Genomic DNA, 18,026 nt, shown 5'->3' with positions numbered 1-18,026 from the left:
CCTAAAAATATATTTTGATTGACAAATTTTTTGTTTTATGTTTGTATTGAAAATTTTGGATTTACAGCAAATGGAAAAAAACATCGACATAAAAAATAAAGCATGGCGTTCGACGACGAGTAGTCTTTCACTACCAGAAGTTCACGGAAGCATTACGGTTCATACAAAAGGAAGTTTTTGGAAAAAAATGTCGGCTTTTATTGGCCCTGGATTGATGGTTGCCGTTGGCTATATGGACCCTGGCAACTGGGCAACCGATATTGCGGGAGGTGCAAAATTTGGCTATACGCTACTCTCAGTTATTCTAATTTCTAATCTTTTTGCGATGCTTTTGCAGCATTTATCGCTCAAATTGGGCATTGCCACTGGCAGGGATTTGGCACAGGCTTGCCGAGATTCGTACTCAAAACCAGTATCATTTATTTTGTGGATTTTGGCCGAAGTTGCCATTGCCGCCTGTGATTTGGCCGAGGTCATCGGAGCGGCCGTTGCTCTAAATTTGCTCTTTAATATTCCATTAACTTACGGAATTCTGATAACGGCTATCGACGTAATTTTTATATTATTCCTCCAAAATAAAGGTTTCCGCATTATTGAAGTAATTGTTGGAGGGTTGATTTTAATAATTTTACTATGCTTTGGCTACGAAATTTTGGCATCTCAACCCGATTTTGTAGCAGTTACAAAAGGTTTGATTCCGAGTAGCCAGATTGTGACTAACCCCGAAATGCTCTACATTGCCATCGGGATTTTGGGAGCTACCGTAATGCCCCATAATTTGTATTTACACTCGAGCATTATTCAAACCCGCAAGATAGAAGACACGCACGCCGCCAAAAAAAGTGCTATTAAATATGCAACTATTGACTCTACGGCATCGTTGTTTATTGCGTTCTTTATCAATGCCGCCATTTTGATTATGGCCGCCGCAACTTTTCACTTCACAGGAAACAAAGAAGTAGCCGATATTACCGATGCTTATATGTTGCTCGACCCAATTTTAGGCGTAAAATTGGCAGGACTTTTCTTTGCTGTTGCCTTATTAGCGGCTGGACAAAACTCGACACTCACAGGTACTCTTGCTGGGCAAATCGTGATGGAAGGTTTCTTGAATATTCAACTAAAACCGTGGCTTAGAAGATTAATTACTCGACTTTTAGCCATCGTGCCAGCGTTGATTGTGGCAATCATTTACGGAGAAAAAGGTACTTCAGATTTGCTTGTACTGAGCCAAGTGATACTATCATTACAGTTGAGTTTTGCTGTTGTCCCTTTGGTAATGTTCACATCCGATAAACTAAAAATGGGCGAATTTGTAAATCCTGCCTATGTAAAATACACAGCTTGGGTAGTTACAATTATCATTATCGCCTTGAATAGTTATTTGTTGTTTGATACGATGTTTTGAGGAGAAAAATATAGTTTGTCAGTAGTAGAGAAAGGGAAATGCTATATCTCTTATATTTTGATGACATCGTAACAACAAATTCAGAGTCTAAAGTTTAGAGTTTTTAAAATATCATTTTAGAGTAAATCCACCTTCTTTACCAAGTAAAGAGCAAATACCTTGCTTATGTTGATAAAAAATTAGTTTTATCAAATATAGAGACAACCGATATCGCCTATATTTCAATGATAAAGAGATTATAAAAAGGGAAACTCAAATTGATTAAAATATTCCTTTTACATTCTCGGAGGGTCAGTTAGCAAACACTAAGAAGTTTGAACGATATGTCTAAATCTTATAGAAAAAATTATATGTTTAGCCGCTTTATTTAGGCAACACTATGTAGCTATTGGCACCCATGTTACCAAAAACTACAACAATTGTAATACTACCTACTTGAGAAGTATTTCGTTTTCTAAGATTAAGTTTTCTTTTGTTTTACTATTTTCTTCATCAACAATTCGGTTGATTTCTTTAATTACCTCAAAAAAAACGGCCAATTTTTCGGCAGGAATTTGCTCTTGAATCATTTTGTTGAAAATGATTACCCCTTCACGAGAAAAATTTCTTTTTTTGCGACCTTCTTCGGTTAAAAACACTCTTACGAAACGCTTATCATCGGGGTCAATTTCACGGTAAATCCAGCCTTTTTCTTCCAACGTTTTTAGCATTCGGGTCAAGCTTCGAGGCTCCATTCCAATCGAAGGTCCAATTTTTGTGGCAGGTGTACCTTTTTCTGAGTCAATGTTTAGCAACACATAGCCAATCGCCATCGTCATATCGTTGGGATTCGCATAGGCATTGTACATTCTTGAAATTGAATGCCACGCCCATTTTATGTAGAAATCTATCGTTTTTTCCTTTTTCATTGGTGTTTTTTGCTTCGAACCTACACAAAAGTAGCAAAAAAACAGTATGCAGGCATACTGTTCTGTGATTTTTTCTACTAAAACTTTATATTTTTACATGATTGTTATTCAATCTCAGCAATTTTGGTTTTTGCATTGAAAACATACGTTTTCTTCCCATTTGGTTGAAGGAAATTTACGAGGTTAGTTTGGTCATCAAAAAGCTCTTGCATGATGTTATTATAAAGTATATTTCCTTTAAAATCCTGAGCATTAGGAATTTCTACATAAACCCAAGTTGCATCCCCTTCAATTTCTTTTCCAAGTACGTTCATAGCTCTCTTTTGCTTTTGTGATAACAGAATTGCAAAATGCTGCTGTACATATTTATTCAAAACAGCATCACTATTATCATTCTTCCCTCCTATCATTATTTTCTGACCGTTGTTGGCTTTCGTTAAGGCAGTTTCTAAATCATCAGTAAACATTCGGATACTTATCTCCAAGGATTTCTCTTTGGCGTTATACTGAATTTCGGTCAAAGAGGTATGAAAGGCGTGAGCAGCCCCCCCCCCAACCCCTAAAGGGGAGCTACGAAAAATCCCTCCCCAATTCGGGGAGGGTTGGGAGGGGTTAATTATCGTCAATGCTAAAAGAGCAACTAAAATCTTAATCATTTTTTACTTAAACAAAGCCTTAAAAGTATCATTAAACAAAACAAGCACCATCAACGTCAATAAGATGAATGTACCTACTTGTTGGGTGCGTTCCATGAATTTTTCTGATGGCTTTCGACGTGTAATCATTTCGTATAATAACACCAAAACATGACCACCATCTAAGGCAGGAATCGGAAGAGCATTCATAAATGCTAAACCCATTGATAATAAACCTGTTAAGCCCCAGAATCTTTCCCAATCCCATGACTTACCGTACATTTGAGCCAAACCAACTGGGCCACTTACGGCGTTTCCTGCCGAAATATGTCCTTTGAAGATTCTACCAAATCCTTGAATTTGATTCGGAATCACCGAAAGTGCATCTTTCGCTCCTGTGATGAATGACTCACCAAACGAAAGGGTGCGTTTGCTTGAAGTAAGGGTCATTTCTGAAGTAAAACCGATTGTTCCTTCTTCAGTTACAGTTGGATTTATCTTAACAGTTTGATTTCCACGCTCAACGGTCAGCTCAACTTTTTTGCCAGCTTGTTTCTTAATTGCCGCCTGAAAATCTTGGAAACAAACAATCGGAGTGCTATCAATTTTTACAATTTTATCACCCACTTTCAAACCTGCTGCCTCGGCTGGCATTCCTTTGGCAATTTCTCCAACTTTAAATGGCAAAATTGGCTCCATGAAAGGTACTTTACTTGCTACTTTATCAATCAAATCGTTTGGAACAGGAATTTCTCTAACTTCACCATTACGCTCAATTGTGAAGTTAGTGTTTTCTTGCATCAGAGCAGCACGAACATCACCCGAAGATTCATAGTCCTCACCGTTTACTTTGATGATTTTATCGCCAGTTTTCAAGCCAATTTCTTGTGCCAACGGGTGTGCATAATAGCCCAATTTATTTACCTCTGCTTTTGAGTAATACTCCTCACCCCAATAAAATTTTACACCCCAAAAAATCAAGATTCCTAGAATAATATTAACAATAATTCCACCAAGCATTACAAAAAGGCGTTGCCAAGCTGGTTTTGAGCGAAATTCATAAGGCTCTGGAACGGCTGCAAGCTGCGAAGCGTCTTTGGTTTCATCGACCATTCCCGCAATGTCCACATAGCCACCCAACGGAAACCAACCTAAACCGTATTCAGTATCGCCACTTTTCTTTTTCCACAAGGCAAAGTTTAATACATTGGGCAATGGAAAAAGGAAATCGAAGAAAATATAAAATTTATTAACTCTAATACCGAAAATACGAGCAAAAATAAAGTGTCCAAATTCGTGTAATCCGACCAAAATAGTCAATGCCAGCAAAAGCTGACCAATCATTGTTAAAATTGCCATTAGTTGACGTTGATTTGTTTGATTTAGTTTTAGCCTAAATCAGTTTTTAATTGTGAAAATAATGTATATTTTTTCCTGATTTTAACGTCGGCAAGCAGTTCCACTGCGGGTTTAAACCTTGCCGACGTTTCACAGAAAATTCTTTTTACTCCAAAACCACCGTTCCTTCCAGATAATCGGCGGCGATATTTGGGTCATTAACTGACCACATTCCGATATAGGAACGATAAGGAAACAAAAAACGATTATCATTGACCGAAAAAAGAATCTTTTTTCGATACTCTTCCAGTGTTTCCATCCCATTTTGCAAACGCATTTCGTTGATTCTTTGTTCATCAACCTTATCAATTTGCCTAAAAACCCACTTATTTAGCTTCAATGCAAAGGGTTTTCCCTGCATTGCGAGCGATTCATCAGTTAAAATTTTGAATACGTGTCGGGCAAAAAACACATCATTACCATTGATTGTTGCCATGATGTGCGTAGCCGAATGCGGTGAAATCTTGCCATTTCTTACGGCTGCCATCAAATAATTAGAAAAATTAATTGTCTGATTTTCAGGCGTTTGACGACGAATAACGGTGTAGAATGGATATTGAATTATCGGCATTCCACCATCGCCACAGCCAATCGCATCTTCTCCTGGAAAGCCATATCTATCAAAAATATAATCAAGTTCTGAAGCATTTTGGCGGTCAATTTTCACAATAGTATCGGCAAAAGCCTCTGCACCTCGTACCCTAAACCACTGGTCACGCTCAACTATTTTCGCCAATTTATCTTTTAATCCTTTGTTGATTTTCTGGTCAAATTCACGCTTTTTTGCCAAATATTCTTTCTCAAAATTACGCCAATTTGGGTCTTGCTGAATACCCATAAAAGCGGTTTCATCTTTAATAAAATCAAGACTTATACCTTTTCCTGCCACTTCAAGCAAATATTTGTAAGTATTGGTGGCATCGCCCAAATATGTAGCACAAACTGCGGCATTGAAATAATCTTTCATAAAGCCACGTGGTACTGCCGCAAAAGCTTGTTGGTAGTTTTCGAGAGCCGCTTTATAATTGGCATCAACCACCAATAATTCAGCTTTATTGACCAAAGGATGATAGACTTTTACAAAATTTACATCTTGTGCAACAGCAATCCGAACAAACAAACTGAGCAACAAGGCAAAAAATAACCTCATAGAAATAAGTAATTGATTCAAAAATGTTGCTTCCTGATTTTCCTTAACGAAACTACTTTCAAAATTAGCATAGTTTTAGCAAAAAGAACGAATTTTAGTGAAAACTTTGTTGTTTCTTAACAGACAAAAGCCGTGAGACACGAGACAATAGATATTAATTTTGACTAATGAATACTCAAAAATACGACATTATTATTATTGGTGGCGGGCCGATTGGCCTTGCGTGCGGACTTGAAGCCCAAAAAGCGGGTTTAAATTATTTGATTTTGGAGAAAGGATGTTTGGTCAATTCGCTTTATAATTATCCAGCAAATATGACCTTTTTCAGTACATCAGAACGGTTGGAAATTGGCGATGTGCCTTTTGTATCAAACAATGCGAAACCAACTCGTAGTGAAGCACTTGAGTATTACCGTCGAGTAGCGATTCATAGGAAGTTGAATATCAAGCTTTTCGAGGCGGTTTTGGAGGTAAAATCAACTAATGAAGAAACTTACGAAGTCATCACAAAAAAACGAACTTATGAAGCTACTCACGTAGTGATTGCATCGGGTTTTTATGACATCCCACATAAAATGGGCGTAAAAGGCGAAGAATTGCCAAAAGTAACGCACTATTATACAGAACCACATTTTTATGCTTTTCAGAAGGTATTGGTAGTTGGAGCAAACAATTCGGCGGTTGATGCGGCTCTCGAAACTTGGCGAAAAGGTGCCGATGTAACGATGGTTATTAGGGGCGAGGGTGTGGGAGAACGAGTAAAATATTGGGCAAAACCCGATATTGAAAATCGAATTAAGGAAGGTTCAATAAAAGCTTATTTCAATTCGGAAGTAGAAGAAATTACCGAAGATTCGGTTATCGTAAAAACTCCTGAAGGTTTGGTTACAGTTGAAAACGATTGGGTGATTTCGATGACTGGCTACCAACCCAATCTTGATTTTTTAAGAAAAATAGGCATTCATCTTTCAGCCGATGAAATTATGAAACCGCAATACGACGAACACAGCATGGAGACAAATCTACCAAATATTTATCTCGCAGGCGTAATTTGTGGCGGAATGAATACCCACAGCCTATTCATAGAAAACTCAAGAGTTCATGCTGAAAAAATTATTGAGAAGATAAAATCCAATTTTGAATGATAGATTGGTAGAATGATTGAGTATCATTTGGGCTTTATGTAGAAGTTATTTCTAATTTCATAAATCAACATTCCGAGAACCAATAAATATTCAAGTGTAACCAACCAAAGGTTTTCTTGATAGAGATTGGTCTGATAAGTGGCATAGCTGAGAAAAATAGTATATGACCAGACAATTGGATAACGAAAACTCGTAAAAATGGCAATCACCAAAAGATTGGTTGCATACCACGGATGAACGGTGGTTGCCATAGCAAAATAAAGCGTCAGAATAGCCAACGCACCTACAAACAGGTTTTTGCATTTCCACGAAATGAGAAGCACTCCTGAAAATGTCAAAAATGCCATGATTTTCCCTGCCGTTCCGATAATATTATAGCCAAAAACCTTGAAGCCAACGGCTCGTACCAAATAATAAATACTGGCATTAAACTCAAACTTTTGAAAGTAAAGATTTACACTCGAAAAGAGTTTTTCGATAAGCATTCGGTCGAGAAATGGCAGAAAAAACAATGCAGTAAATATTCCAACCAAAACGGCATAAGTAATTCCTTTTTTCCAAGCCAATTTCCTGATAATCAAAGGAATAAAAATCAGTGGCAACATCTTTACACAGACCGCACAGGCAAATAAAAAGCTACTGAACACTAACGTTTTTCGTTTTTTTACTCCAACATAAAAAGCCAAAACCAAAAAGCACATTACTACTCCTTCAAAGTGCAAATTACCTGTTAGTTCGATAATAATTAAGGGGTTGAAAGCGTAAAGGTTGAATTTGTCACTGTATTTATTCTTCATTAAAATGAACAATAAACTTATTTCCGCCAAAAGAATAAATATTCTCAAAGCTACAACATTTCCAAGTAAACTTCCTTGTGATAAAGCGGCTGAAGCGGCAAATATGAGCTGGTTGAGTGGCGGATAAACCGTGTAGTAATTAGGAGAATTTAGTTTTTCAAAAATCGTTTTGTCTCCAATAATTCTTTGAAAATCAACGGTTTGAATGAAGTCCGTAGGCAAAATTGTATAAGGATTTATGCCATTAAATAGCAAGCGGCCATCCCACACAAAACGGTAAAAATCATCGGATAAGGCAGGAATAGCAAGTAATAAGAGCAAACGAAAAAAAACGCCCAAGAAGAATACTTCACGAGCGTTTTTAAATGTTTTTATCAAGAAAAAATATCCAACAAAAAGAGCGGAGTATAAACCGATTAATTGCTCAAACGATTGGCGTGGCGTGATATAGCCAAGCCAAATTATAAGGCATGAAAAAGTTAAGACTAATGATGTTTTCTTTATCACTTGTTATCAACACAATGACAATTTAGAAAATTGTCGTACAACTTATTTCAAAACCAAAGCTACTACTTTTGGCTGTACAATCGCAAATTCGGCTACTTTTCCAAGTCCTGAATAACGAACTTTAAAACCTTTATTTTCAAGAATGTGTATGGCATCTCGCAGCGTCATTCCACCTATATTTGGTAAATCTTTGCTATCATCATTGACTTTTTTCCACGTAATCGTGTTGCCATTTTTCGATGCTTTTACCCAACCTGCACTACTTGGAGCATTTTGTAAGCCCAATTCTTCTCCAACCGTACGAAAATCTTCAGCATAACCTGCTTGTTCTTGCATTTCGATTTTCTGAATATTTGATGGTTTATTTTTGGCCGGATGAAGGGCTACATCATACGCAAAAATTTTATCGGCAATGGTTCTAAAAACTGGAGCAGCCACATCACGAGCATAAAGGTTAACGCCTTGTGGTTCATCAATGATTACTGCACAACTATACTTTGGATTATCGGCTGGAAAAAAGCCAATAAATGCTGTATAATATTGGTTTTTCACGTAACCATTTTCACGCTTACGAGAAGTTCCTGTTTTTCCTGCTACTTTACAAAAACCAGTGTTGATATTCTGAGCGGTGCCGTTTGCTACTACACCTTTCATCATTTCTTGAGCCAGTTTTGCTGTGCGTTCTGAGCAGATTGGCGTTGGGTCTTGGTTAGCTTCAAATTTTTCGATAATACGGTCGGCTTCACGCACTTCTTTAACTATCAACGGCTGTACCCAATGCCCATTATTAGCAATGGCGTTATAGAAAGTAAGCATTTGTAGTGGCGTAAGACGAGTTTCGTAGCCAATCGACATCCACGGAATAGTTGTATTACTGAAAGTCGAACTTTTACGATTTTTAATAATTGGCTCAGTTTCTCCTTTTAACTGAAAACCAACAGGTTGGTCGAGTTTAAAGCGAGTTAGGTATGAAACAAAATTATCGGCATTATTAAAACCAAAGTGCGTTTTTACCAAATTATAGATACCGATATTGCACGAATGTTCAAAAACTTTTCTTACCGTCTGATTTCCATGCTCTTCCGAACACGTCATTTCGGTTTTGTTGTGCATGATGCTTCCACCGCAAAAACCAGCGTTGTCGTCTAAATCAATCTTGGCTTTTTCGAGCAAAGCCACCATTGTTGCGAGTTTAAAAGTTGAGCCAGGGTCGGTTCCGCCACGAACGGCATAGTTGAAATCTTCTAAATAAAATTTCTTGGTCGAATCCGAACCGCCACGACGAGACAAGTTGGTAATTGCCTTGATTTCTCCAGTAGCAATTTCCATCACGATGGCCGAACCATATTTAGCGTTAGTACTGATAACTTGATTGCGTAAGGCACTTTCAACAATGTCTTGATAATTTACATCAATGGTCGTAACGACATCTAAACCAGCTTCGGGGCGAACTTCGGGCGAGTCGCTCACGGGCTTCCACACTCCGCCAGCCAAACGCTGAAAAAATCCAACACCGTTTCGTCCAGCCAAATAATTATTGAAACTAAACTCTATTCCAAAATCTCCACGTGTCTGAGTATTTCGGTCGAGCTTTCCAATTGAACGCAAAGCCATATCATCAAAAGGCATCACCCGACGCTCCAATTGTTCAAATTTCCCGCCACCTTTCATCGGCCCTTCCTTGAAAAAATGAAACTTTTTAATTCTCTGACGTTCTTGATAATCAACCAAACGATTTCCCAGAGCAACAAAAATCAGTTTCTTCTCTTTTCGAGCATTTGAAATCAACTCTTTGTATTCGGCCGCCGAACGGTCTTGAAAGAAATTTGCCAACGAATTACTTAAAGAATCTATTTTTGCATTAAAATAGGCAGGTTTTGCACGAGTTACATCAATGCCAACCCGATAACGTGGCACAGAAGTAGCCAACAGACTACGACCATCGGCAGCAAAAATATTACCACGTTGAGCTTTGATTTCCATTGGTTTACGTTGCACTTTCTCAACTTTGCCTATCCACTTTTTCTTCTGAAAAACCTGAATCACAAATATCTGAGCAGCTACCAATGAGCCAATCAAGAAAACTATTCCAAAAGTGACTTTAGCACGCCACTGGATTTCATCACGTATAGAGCGTTTTGGTGCCATGAGCTTTATGAGTTCTGAGTGTAGAGTTCTGAATTCTGAGTGTATTACACGAAGAATCTAATTAAGAGATTTATCCTGGACATTTGCGTATAATGCAAAAACTCAGAACTCAACACTCTAAACTCAGAACTCTTTTAATTATTTTACAACAATTTTTGTGGGAGGAGTAATGTTCTCTTCTAAACCATCATTAGTTAGCTTTTTAGCAATCTCAGATTGTTTACTGGCAAACATATACTTCGATTTTTGCGAGATATAGGCCGCACGTTTTTCTTCCATGTCGTTGCGAGCTTTGTCGATTTTTTTGATAAAACCTTCGTAGCTATGCTGCACATAAATGTAGAAAATACCCAAAATTCCCAACCAGATGATTCGTCGGAGGGTTTCGGTAGGAAGTTCATCACCAAGTTCTAAGCGATTGGTAAGCCAAGTGTTGAGGCGGTCAAAGATGCCTGTTTTGCGGGGCGGCTTGGGAGCGGCCATAGTAACAGGCTCAGGACGGTCCCGAAAAGTATTCGTTGCCATTCCAGTAATGAGTTATAGGTTTATTATTAAAGCACGTTGATTGAGCTTTTGCTCAATAGCAAGACAAATTTATAAATTAGGTGGAAATAAAAGCGATTTTTATACAAAATTTATTTTACGGGCATTGGTTCGGCAATTCTGAGTTTGGCACTTCTGGCACGTGGATTTCGCTCAACTTCTTCGGGTGTTGCTTCAACGGCTTTTCTCGTAACCGATTCGAGTGGTTTTTTATCATTCCCGAAAATATCCTTTTCTACTTCTCCGCTAAATTTTCCGCTACGAATAAAGTTTTTCACCAAACGGTCTTCGAGCGAATGATACGACATCACTACCAAACGACCTTCGGGAGCAAGTACTTCGGGGGTTTGTTTCAAGAAATCTTCCAAAACTGCCATTTCTTCATTCACAACGATACGTAAGGCCTGAAAAACTTGGGCAAAATATTTATTTTCTTTGCCACGAGGAGCAAGTTTCTGTAAAATTCCTTTCAAATCATTAATCGTTTCGATTTTTCGGTTGAGGCGTGCCGTATAAATCGTTTGGGCAGCGGTTTTAGCATTTTTTATTTCGCCATACATTCCCAAAATCTTATGTAATTCATCAATCGAATATTCATTGACAATATTTTTGGCAGAAATGGGTGAATTTTGATTCATTCGCATATCCAGTTCGGCATCGTAGCGAGTCGAAAAGCCACGTTCGGGTGTGTCAATTTGGTGCGACGAAATACCTAAATCGGCCAAAATCCCATCTACTTTTTTTACGCCGTACAAACGTAAATATTGCTTGATATTACGAAAGTTAGCTTCGATAAAAATCAAGTTTTTGTTGTCTATCAGTTTGGCTTGTTCTTTGGCATCGGCATCTTGGTCGAAGGCATAAAGTTTACCCGTTGTAAGTTGCTCCAAAATCGCTCTTGAATGTCCGCCACCACCGAAAGTGACATCTACGTAAATGCCATCGGGTTTGATATTCAGACCTTCGAGACATTCTTTGAGCATTACGGGCGTGTGATAAACTGACATAAATTAATGGTAAATGATGAATGATTAATGCTTAATGATTGTTTGAAATGATAAAACCTCAACCATTTATCTGAATTTTAAATAAATTGCAAAGTTAGCATAAGGCAGGCGGCAATCAAACTTTTTAATTAACTCATGAAAAAACTCCGTAAAACTCTGTGGTTAAACTCCTTTAACTCTGTGGTAAAAATACTTTTTTTAGCAATTATATTAAATTCTTGCAAGAGTTCAACAGAACCCAAAACAGGCATTTGGCGAGCGGTGATTCCGACAAAAGGCGGTGAATTACCTTTCAATTTTGATATTCAGAAAGAGGGCGATGCTTACGCCGTGACGATTCTGAACGGTGAAGAAAAACTAAAAATGGATCAATCATTCATCAAAAATGATTCACTACATATTCCAATCGAATTGTTCGATGCTGAAATTGTAGCAAAAGTTGAAGACGAAAAAATGACTGGTTACTGGAAAAAAATGCGTTCGGATTTTAGTTTTTTACAAGGAGATTTTACGGCAGAATTTGGCAAAACCTATCGTTTTACTGACAAAACCGATAAACCAGAAACACTTTTAGCTCCAAAATACAGCGTACTTTTTCGCTCAGAAGATAAAAAAGATTCTACGGTTTCGGTTGGATTATTTTCGACCAAAGGCAATGAAGTAAGCGGAACGTTCTTAACCACAACGGGCGATTATCGCTATCTTTCGGGCAATATCATCGGCGATTCCTTGAAACTTTCATGTTTTGATGGAACACACTTATTTTTGTTCAAAGCAAAAATTGACGGTGGAAAACTTACAGGCGGCAGCTTTTGGTCGGGTTTGAATGGTTTTGAATCTTGGGAAGGCATAAAAGACGATAATGCAAAACTACCCGACGAAAAAACATTAACTTACTTGAAAGATGGCTACAAAACGATTGATTTTTCATTCTCAAACGAACAAGGCAAGAAAGTTTCGTTGACTGACGAACGTTATAAAGGAAAAGTGGTAGTGGTTCAAATCATGGGGTCATGGTGTCCGAATTGTATGGATGAAAGCAAGTTTTTAGCTCCGTGGTATGCTAAAAACAAGCAAAAAGGTGTTGAAATTATAGGTTTAGCCTACGAAAAAAGTACAGACCCTACTTTTGCTTACCCCAAAATAAAACGCTTAAAAGAACGCTTTGGCATTGAATACGAAGTGCTTCTGGCAGGAACAAACGATAAAGCCGAAGCTTCAAAAACGCTTCCAATGCTCAACCACGTTTTGGGCTTTCCGACTACGATTTTCATTGATAAAAAAGGGCAAGTGCGTGAAATTCACACAGGATTTTCTGGTCCAGGAACAGGCCAATATTACGATGATTTCGTAAGTGATTTCAATCGTTTGGTCGATAAATTAGCTGCCGAATAAAACAATTTTGTTTTTGGAGCAGTTATAGAAGTAAACAATTCATTTTTGGGGTGCTTATGACTGAAATCATTGTAGTAAACGAACAAGACGTAGAAATCGGAACGGGCGAAAAGCTTTGGGTACACCAACAAGGCTTGCTTCACCGTGCTTTCTCAATTTTGGTATTCAATGAAAATAATGAGTTGTTGATTCATCAGCGAACTTCGCACAAATACCATTCAGGCGACTTATGGACGAACACTTGTTGTGGACATCCTAACGCCAACGAAGAAATCAGTGCGGCTGCTCATCGCCGTTTGGGTGAAGAAATGGGATTTGATACAGATTTAGAGTTTCTTTATAAATTTCAGTACCGTGCCGAATTTGAAAATGGTTTAGTTGAAAATGAAATCGATAATGTTTTTGTTGGAACATACAATGAATCATTCGTTGTAAACCCCGAAGAAGTAGCTGATTATAAATGGGTTACGGTCGATGAATTGCTCGACGATGTATCGAAAAACCCACAGAATTATACATTTTGGTTCAAAGAAATATTAAAGAGCGACGAATTCATGGCATTCGTCGCTTCTAATTTAGTATTGGTTTAAACACTACTAATTTTACCGTACAATCAAAAGATTTTCGTTCGCAGAAGTCTCTTTAAATATTTATTGTATTTTTGTGCTTTATCCATAGCCTTTATCTGCATGAAGAAGCACTTTTTTATTTATACTTTACTGCTAATCAGCACTATTTCGTTCGCTCAGAAGAAATCAAAAAAAGATTATTTAGTTACTTTAAAGACCAAATATGGTACAACACATTTAGTGTTGTTTGATGACACTCCACTTCACAAAGCCAATTTTATAAAGTTAGTTGAGCAAAAATTCTACGATAGCCTTCTCTTTCACCGCATCATTGATGGTTTTATGATTCAAGGTGGCGACCCAGAATCTAAAACAGCTAAACCTAATCAACGTCTCGGTGGTGGTGGCGGAAATATGGAACGTATTCCGTTTGAATTTAAGTCTAATCGTGTCCATAAAAAAGGTGCTTTAGCGGCCGCTCGTGATAATAATCCCGAAAAAAAATCAAGTGCATGTCAGTTTTATATTGTGCAAGGCAAAAAAATGACTGATGAAGAAATTACGCAAGTTGCACAACGCAATGGCATGAATTATACAACTCAGCAACGTGCCGAGTACATGATTTTGGGCGGAACACCTCGACTTGACAATGGATATACTGTTTTCGGCGAAGCCATTGATAACCTTGATTTGATTGATACAATTGCCAAACAACCAAGAGATTCAGCCGACCGCCCAAAAGAAGACATAAAAATGAGCATGACGGTCAAAAAAATGCGTAAAAAGAAGATTACTAAGAAATTCGGATATAAGTATTAACTTTCGATAATTCCATTTAGGCTTCTCTCAAGTTGTGGAGAGTTTTAAAAAAATATAAAATGAAAAAAATTTTAATTACAGGCTCAAACGGTTTACTTGGTCAAAAACTCGTTGAATTACTGCTAAATATAAAAGACCTTCAAGTCGTTGCCACTGCTCGTGGCGAAAATCGTTTGCCGTTTTCTGAAGGCTACGAATACCTATCAATGGATATCACAAGCCGAGAACAAGTGCAAGAAGTTGTGGGGAACGTTAAGCCAAACGTGATTATTCATACCGCTGCCATGACCAATGTTGACCAATGTGAGAGCGAAAAACATGCCTGTTGGGCTCAGAATGTAAGTTCGGTCGAATATTTAATTGAGGCTTGCTCAAGAATTGACTGTTTCTTGCTCCACGTTTCAACCGATTTCATTTTTGATGGAAAATCTGGCCCTTACAAAGAGGATGCCGAAGCAAACCCGATAAGTTTTTACGGTTGGAGTAAATACGCCGCCGAAAAACTGGTTACGAATAGTAATATCCGTTGGGGAATTGCTCGCACAGTTTTGGTTTATGGTATTGCTCACGATATGAGTCGCACAAATATTATTTTGTGGGTGAAAAAGTCATTGGAAGATGGAAAAAACATCAAGGTCGTAACTGACCAATGGCGAACACCTACCTTGGCCGAAGATTTAGCGAAAGGTTGTGCCTTGATTGCCGAACAAGAAGCTGAAGGCATTTTTAATATTTCGGGTAAAGATTTCTTGACTCCTTACGAAATGGCAATCATGACCGCCGATTACTTCAAATTGGATAAGTCTTTGATTTCGCAAGCCGATTCTACCACATTCTCGCAACCAGCCAAACGCCCACCAAGAACAGGTTTTGACCTTTCAAAGTCTCGTGAAGTGCTTGGTTATGAACCAGTTAGTTTTAACGAAGGAATTGAGGTATTGGCTGGACAGATTAGTAAATAAGATTGTGGGGCGAGCGACGTCCGCACCCTATTCGCCTAAAAAGAGGATATATTTGCGTTTGACCGAACATGGCATAAATAAAACTTTTCCAACTATGCCCTATTTATCTTTATGGAAAATAATAAATACGCATCATTCACCGATGAACGGCTTCTTGAGAAGCAACGTAAGAATAAAATGGGTTTCAATTTATTTGTAGCCTTATTCATTCTTTTATTTATATTACTATGCTTTTCTTTTGGATATTATATCGGAGCTGATGCCGCAACGGATGGGCAAGGGAAATTCCATGGTACACCATTTCTTTTTCCTCTTTTTTTTCTTGTACTTCTCTATTTTACGAGTAAAAAAGACCGAAAAGAATTTGAAGAAGAAATCAAGAAAAGAAACTTATAAAGAATACAGTAAATGCTATAAATAAATGTGGCATACCTATTGGGGTGTGCCACATTTTCTTTTTACAAATAAAACTTCTTCCAACGAATATATTCATCAACTTCATCGGAGACCATATAGCGAATAGGTTTTCCTGCCTTTATTGAATTTCTGATAAATGTTGCCGAAATATCAAGTAATGGGGCTTCTACAAACTTTACTTTGGGGTGAGTTTTAAAATTATGCTCGGCCGTATTTGGTCTTGGATAAACGTAAAGTTCGTAATATTCAAGAATTTTATCGTAGTTTTTCCAGTTTTCAAATTGCACTAAATTATCCTCACCCATAATTAGCTTAAACTCATGATTTGGGTGACGTTCGGATAGTTTCGTTAGCGTATCAATCGTATAACTTGGCTTCGGCATTGAAAACTCTATGTCGCTGGCTTTTAACTTATAATTATCCGAAATCGCTTTTTCTACCATCGTCAGTCGGTCGAACTCGTGCAGCAAACTTTTATTTTTCTTGAATGGATTTTGTGGCGAAACAATAAACCAAACTTGCTCCAAATCAGTGCAATTCGCCATTGTATTGGCAATAATCAAATGACCAACGTGAATGGGGTTGAACGAACCAAAAAACAAACCTATTTTCACAGTTCCAATGGTTTTTGGGTAATCACTAATTCGTCTTGGGTAAATTTCTCGTACAATTCTTCTGCTTTTTGCCATGAATGTTCGATGTCGTCATTCAGCAAAATCACATCAAATTTATTCTGAAACTCCATTTCAAACTTCATTTTATAAATTCGGCGTGAAATACTATCTTCATCGTCAGTTCCTCTCGAACGCAGACGTCGCTCCAATTCTTCCATCGAAGGCACTTTCACATAAATTGCCAAAGCAGCATCGCCAAAATACTTTTTTAGGTTCATTCCGCCTTTTACATCGACATCAAAAATCACATTTTTACCTTCATCCCAAAGTCTTTCGATTTCAGTTTTTAGCGTTCCGTAATAAGCTCCTGGATAAACTTCTTGCCATTCTACGAATTCATCACGGTCGATTCTTTCTTTGAAATCATGAATATCGAGAAAATAATAATCTTTGCCATTTTCTTCGTTACGTCCACGTTTGTCACGTGTGCAAGCTGAAATCGAAAATCCGAGATTAGAATATTTGCCAAGTAGATGTTTGACAATGGTGGTTTTGCCCGAGCCAGATGGGGCACAAAATATAATTGCTTTACCTTTCATGGGAGATTATTCGATGGTCAATAGACAACAGTTTACAGCAGAAAGAAAGTCGGCATGACTGAGGATTATGACCAAAAATTATAAAAAAACCATCAAACTATTCATTTGATGGTCAAATATTTTTACAAATGTAGTACTTAATTACTGTTTAAAAAAACTATCGACTGTGGTCTATCGACCTTCGACTATTCAAATTAACAACTAAATAAGATATGATAGAGTTTTACTTCGATAAATATAAACCCCAGCAATAAGAGTGCTAAACCGATTTTTGCTCTAATATCAATGACTATCGACTGTGGACAGCACTTTTTTTCTACTTTCGACTGCATCGCTTCCTTCACGCTTTTCTCCAACTTGTATGTTTCAATACAGGGCATACAAGCATCCATGTTTTGTTTGAAGTGTTCTACTTCCTCAGGCGATGCAGACCCGTCAAGAACGGCCTGTATCATTTTCATGCACTTCTGATGATTTTCACACTGATACTTCATTGATTTAATAATTATAGGAACAGTAATTTTATTTTGTCTACTTTAGTTTATAAAGTATTTTCTCTCGAAACTTGCTTATTCAAACAAAAAATATTCGGTCGAATAACTCGCTTTATCGTGCGTTTGAACAAATGGACAACAGCAATCTTTCAAAATTTGTTCACTTGTGTTGTTTTATCTATTAAAAATCTTCTTCTTCGCTCTCAATTTCTTCGGTTTTATACCCCATCGAAGAGGCATATCCTTTTAGTTTCTCTTTCAAAAGATTTCTTGCACGGTGTAATCTCGAACGAACTGTTCCAATAGGAATATCCAAGATTTTGGCCATTTCTTCGTACGTAAATCCTTCAATATCGCATAAAATAATTACGGTCCTGAAATCAACGGGCAAGCTGTTTAAGGCATTGGCAACTTCATCGCCAATCATATCTTGCACGGTCTCCGTACGCAAGTCAGTTGTGGCATCCATTTCGGCATCTTCTGTCGAATTATAGGTTGTCTCAACGTCTTG

General features: G+C 37.7%; 19 protein-coding genes. 7 read left to right on the top strand and 12 right to left on the bottom strand.

Annotated features, from left to right (window positions below; genetic code table 11):
• Nucleotides 1-70 precede the first annotated feature (70 nt).
• Nucleotides 71-1,408, top strand: a complete 1,338-nt coding sequence (locus A6M55_RS11355; protein WP_064197716.1) for an Nramp family divalent metal transporter — start codon at nucleotides 71-73, stop codon at nucleotides 1,406-1,408.
• A gap of 431 nt (nucleotides 1,409-1,839) precedes the next feature.
• Here the strand turns inward: A6M55_RS11355 and A6M55_RS11350 are convergent, their stop codons facing one another.
• The 4 genes from A6M55_RS11350 to A6M55_RS11335 form a co-directional block, all read right to left on the bottom strand.
• Nucleotides 1,840-2,316, bottom strand: a complete 477-nt coding sequence (locus A6M55_RS11350) for a MarR family winged helix-turn-helix transcriptional regulator (protein ID WP_064197703.1) — start codon at nucleotides 2,314-2,316, stop codon at nucleotides 1,840-1,842.
• 104 nt (nucleotides 2,317-2,420) lie between these two features.
• Nucleotides 2,421-2,972 carry a DUF6702 family protein gene (locus tag A6M55_RS11345; protein ID WP_082892997.1) on the bottom strand — a complete coding sequence of 184 codons (552 nt, stop codon included), beginning with the start codon at nucleotides 2,970-2,972 and terminating at the stop codon, nucleotides 2,421-2,423.
• A 3-nt stretch (nucleotides 2,973-2,975) separates the two neighbouring features.
• Nucleotides 2,976-4,310: an RIP metalloprotease RseP gene (gene rseP, locus A6M55_RS11340; RefSeq protein ID WP_064197702.1), complete on the bottom strand. Its 1,335-nt coding sequence runs from the start codon at nucleotides 4,308-4,310 to the stop codon at nucleotides 2,976-2,978.
• Nucleotides 4,311-4,455: 145 nt separating this feature from the next.
• A complete protein-coding gene (locus tag A6M55_RS11335; RefSeq protein ID WP_064197701.1) occupies nucleotides 4,456-5,499 on the bottom strand; it encodes a hypothetical protein in 1,044 nt (347 codons plus the stop codon).
• Between the two features lie 167 nt (nucleotides 5,500-5,666).
• Here A6M55_RS11335 and A6M55_RS11330 point away from each other — a divergent pair, with 167 nt between their 5' ends.
• On the top strand, nucleotides 5,667-6,644 hold the full coding sequence (locus A6M55_RS11330; RefSeq protein WP_064197700.1) for a YpdA family putative bacillithiol disulfide reductase: 978 nt from the start codon (nucleotides 5,667-5,669) through the stop codon (nucleotides 6,642-6,644).
• A gap of 23 nt (nucleotides 6,645-6,667) precedes the next feature.
• Here A6M55_RS11330 and A6M55_RS11325 read toward each other — a convergent pair whose 3' ends face one another.
• The 4 genes from A6M55_RS11325 to rsmH form a co-directional block, all read right to left on the bottom strand.
• On the bottom strand, nucleotides 6,668-7,948 hold the full coding sequence (locus A6M55_RS11325; RefSeq protein WP_064197699.1) for a hypothetical protein: 1,281 nt from the start codon (nucleotides 7,946-7,948) through the stop codon (nucleotides 6,668-6,670).
• 42 nt (nucleotides 7,949-7,990) lie between these two features.
• A complete protein-coding gene (locus A6M55_RS11320) occupies nucleotides 7,991-10,096 on the bottom strand; it encodes a penicillin-binding transpeptidase domain-containing protein (RefSeq protein ID WP_064197698.1) in 2,106 nt (701 codons plus the stop codon).
• A gap of 138 nt (nucleotides 10,097-10,234) precedes the next feature.
• Nucleotides 10,235-10,621, bottom strand: coding sequence for an FtsL-like putative cell division protein (locus A6M55_RS11315; RefSeq protein WP_064197697.1), 387 nt, complete (start codon nucleotides 10,619-10,621; stop codon nucleotides 10,235-10,237).
• 110 nt (nucleotides 10,622-10,731) lie between these two features.
• On the bottom strand, nucleotides 10,732-11,646 hold the full coding sequence (gene rsmH, locus A6M55_RS11310; RefSeq protein ID WP_064197696.1) for a 16S rRNA (cytosine(1402)-N(4))-methyltransferase RsmH: 915 nt from the start codon (nucleotides 11,644-11,646) through the stop codon (nucleotides 10,732-10,734).
• A gap of 135 nt (nucleotides 11,647-11,781) precedes the next feature.
• Between rsmH and A6M55_RS11305 the strand changes: the two genes are divergently transcribed.
• The 5 genes from A6M55_RS11305 to A6M55_RS11285 all read left to right on the top strand — a co-directional run bounded on the left by A6M55_RS11305 (nucleotide 11,782) and on the right by A6M55_RS11285 (nucleotide 15,787).
• Nucleotides 11,782-13,041 (top strand): TlpA disulfide reductase family protein, encoded by a 1,260-nt coding sequence (locus A6M55_RS11305; RefSeq protein ID WP_064197695.1) that lies wholly within the window; start codon nucleotides 11,782-11,784, stop codon nucleotides 13,039-13,041.
• Nucleotides 13,042-13,097: 56 nt separating this feature from the next.
• Nucleotides 13,098-13,631 (top strand): isopentenyl-diphosphate Delta-isomerase, encoded by a 534-nt coding sequence (idi, locus tag A6M55_RS11300; RefSeq protein ID WP_064197694.1) that lies wholly within the window; start codon nucleotides 13,098-13,100, stop codon nucleotides 13,629-13,631.
• A 99-nt stretch (nucleotides 13,632-13,730) separates the two neighbouring features.
• Nucleotides 13,731-14,429, top strand: coding sequence for a peptidylprolyl isomerase (locus A6M55_RS11295; RefSeq protein WP_064197693.1), 699 nt, complete (start codon nucleotides 13,731-13,733; stop codon nucleotides 14,427-14,429).
• Between the two features lie 59 nt (nucleotides 14,430-14,488).
• Nucleotides 14,489-15,391, top strand: a complete 903-nt coding sequence (locus A6M55_RS11290; protein ID WP_064197692.1) for an NAD(P)-dependent oxidoreductase — start codon at nucleotides 14,489-14,491, stop codon at nucleotides 15,389-15,391.
• Nucleotides 15,392-15,502: 111 nt separating this feature from the next.
• Nucleotides 15,503-15,787, top strand: coding sequence for a hypothetical protein (locus A6M55_RS11285; RefSeq protein WP_064197691.1), 285 nt, complete (start codon nucleotides 15,503-15,505; stop codon nucleotides 15,785-15,787).
• Between the two features lie 62 nt (nucleotides 15,788-15,849).
• On the opposite strand, the gene nadD is transcribed toward A6M55_RS11285, so the two are convergent.
• From nadD to A6M55_RS11265, 4 genes are all read right to left on the bottom strand, one after another.
• Nucleotides 15,850-16,422, bottom strand: coding sequence for a nicotinate (nicotinamide) nucleotide adenylyltransferase (gene nadD, locus A6M55_RS11280; protein ID WP_064197714.1), 573 nt, complete (start codon nucleotides 16,420-16,422; stop codon nucleotides 15,850-15,852).
• Nucleotides 16,419-17,021, bottom strand: a complete 603-nt coding sequence (gmk, locus tag A6M55_RS11275; protein ID WP_064197690.1) for a guanylate kinase — start codon at nucleotides 17,019-17,021, stop codon at nucleotides 16,419-16,421. The genes nadD and gmk overlap by 4 nt, the downstream gene beginning before the upstream one ends.
• 194 nt (nucleotides 17,022-17,215) lie before the next feature.
• On the bottom strand, nucleotides 17,216-17,482 hold the full coding sequence (locus A6M55_RS11270) for a hypothetical protein (protein ID WP_229235518.1): 267 nt from the start codon (nucleotides 17,480-17,482) through the stop codon (nucleotides 17,216-17,218).
• A 214-nt stretch (nucleotides 17,483-17,696) separates the two neighbouring features.
• On the bottom strand, nucleotides 17,697-18,026 hold a 330-nt coding region (locus tag A6M55_RS11265), incomplete at its 5' end, for a sigma-70 family RNA polymerase sigma factor (RefSeq protein ID WP_156511040.1).

The organism is Emticicia sp. MM (assembly GCF_001649495.1).
Note: the sequence above shows the minus strand (reverse complement) of the source record. Positions and strands in the feature narration are given on the sequence as shown.

Coding starts and splice junctions, on each gene's coding strand:
- A6M55_RS11355 (WP_064197716.1), top strand. CDS start 71: ATGGAAAAAAACATCGACATAAAAAATAAAGCATGGCGTTCGACGACG.
- A6M55_RS11350 (WP_064197703.1), bottom strand. CDS start 2,316: ATGAAAAAGGAAAAAACGATAGATTTCTACATAAAATGGGCGTGGCAT.
- A6M55_RS11345 (WP_082892997.1), bottom strand. CDS start 2,972: ATGATTAAGATTTTAGTTGCTCTTTTAGCATTGACGATAATTAACCCC.
- rseP (WP_064197702.1), bottom strand. CDS start 4,310: ATGGCAATTTTAACAATGATTGGTCAGCTTTTGCTGGCATTGACTATT.
- A6M55_RS11335 (WP_064197701.1), bottom strand. CDS start 5,499: ATGAGGTTATTTTTTGCCTTGTTGCTCAGTTTGTTTGTTCGGATTGCT.
- A6M55_RS11330 (WP_064197700.1), top strand. CDS start 5,667: ATGAATACTCAAAAATACGACATTATTATTATTGGTGGCGGGCCGATT.
- A6M55_RS11320 (WP_064197698.1), bottom strand. CDS start 10,096: ATGGCACCAAAACGCTCTATACGTGATGAAATCCAGTGGCGTGCTAAA.
- A6M55_RS11315 (WP_064197697.1), bottom strand. CDS start 10,621: ATGGCAACGAATACTTTTCGGGACCGTCCTGAGCCTGTTACTATGGCC.
- rsmH (WP_064197696.1), bottom strand. CDS start 11,646: ATGTCAGTTTATCACACGCCCGTAATGCTCAAAGAATGTCTCGAAGGT.
- A6M55_RS11305 (WP_064197695.1), top strand. CDS start 11,782: ATGAAAAAACTCCGTAAAACTCTGTGGTTAAACTCCTTTAACTCTGTG.
- idi (WP_064197694.1), top strand. CDS start 13,098: ATGACTGAAATCATTGTAGTAAACGAACAAGACGTAGAAATCGGAACG.
- A6M55_RS11295 (WP_064197693.1), top strand. CDS start 13,731: ATGAAGAAGCACTTTTTTATTTATACTTTACTGCTAATCAGCACTATT.
- A6M55_RS11290 (WP_064197692.1), top strand. CDS start 14,489: ATGAAAAAAATTTTAATTACAGGCTCAAACGGTTTACTTGGTCAAAAA.
- A6M55_RS11285 (WP_064197691.1), top strand. CDS start 15,503: ATGGAAAATAATAAATACGCATCATTCACCGATGAACGGCTTCTTGAG.
- gmk (WP_064197690.1), bottom strand. CDS start 17,021: ATGAAAGGTAAAGCAATTATATTTTGTGCCCCATCTGGCTCGGGCAAA.
- A6M55_RS11270 (WP_229235518.1), bottom strand. CDS start 17,482: ATGAAAATGATACAGGCCGTTCTTGACGGGTCTGCATCGCCTGAGGAA.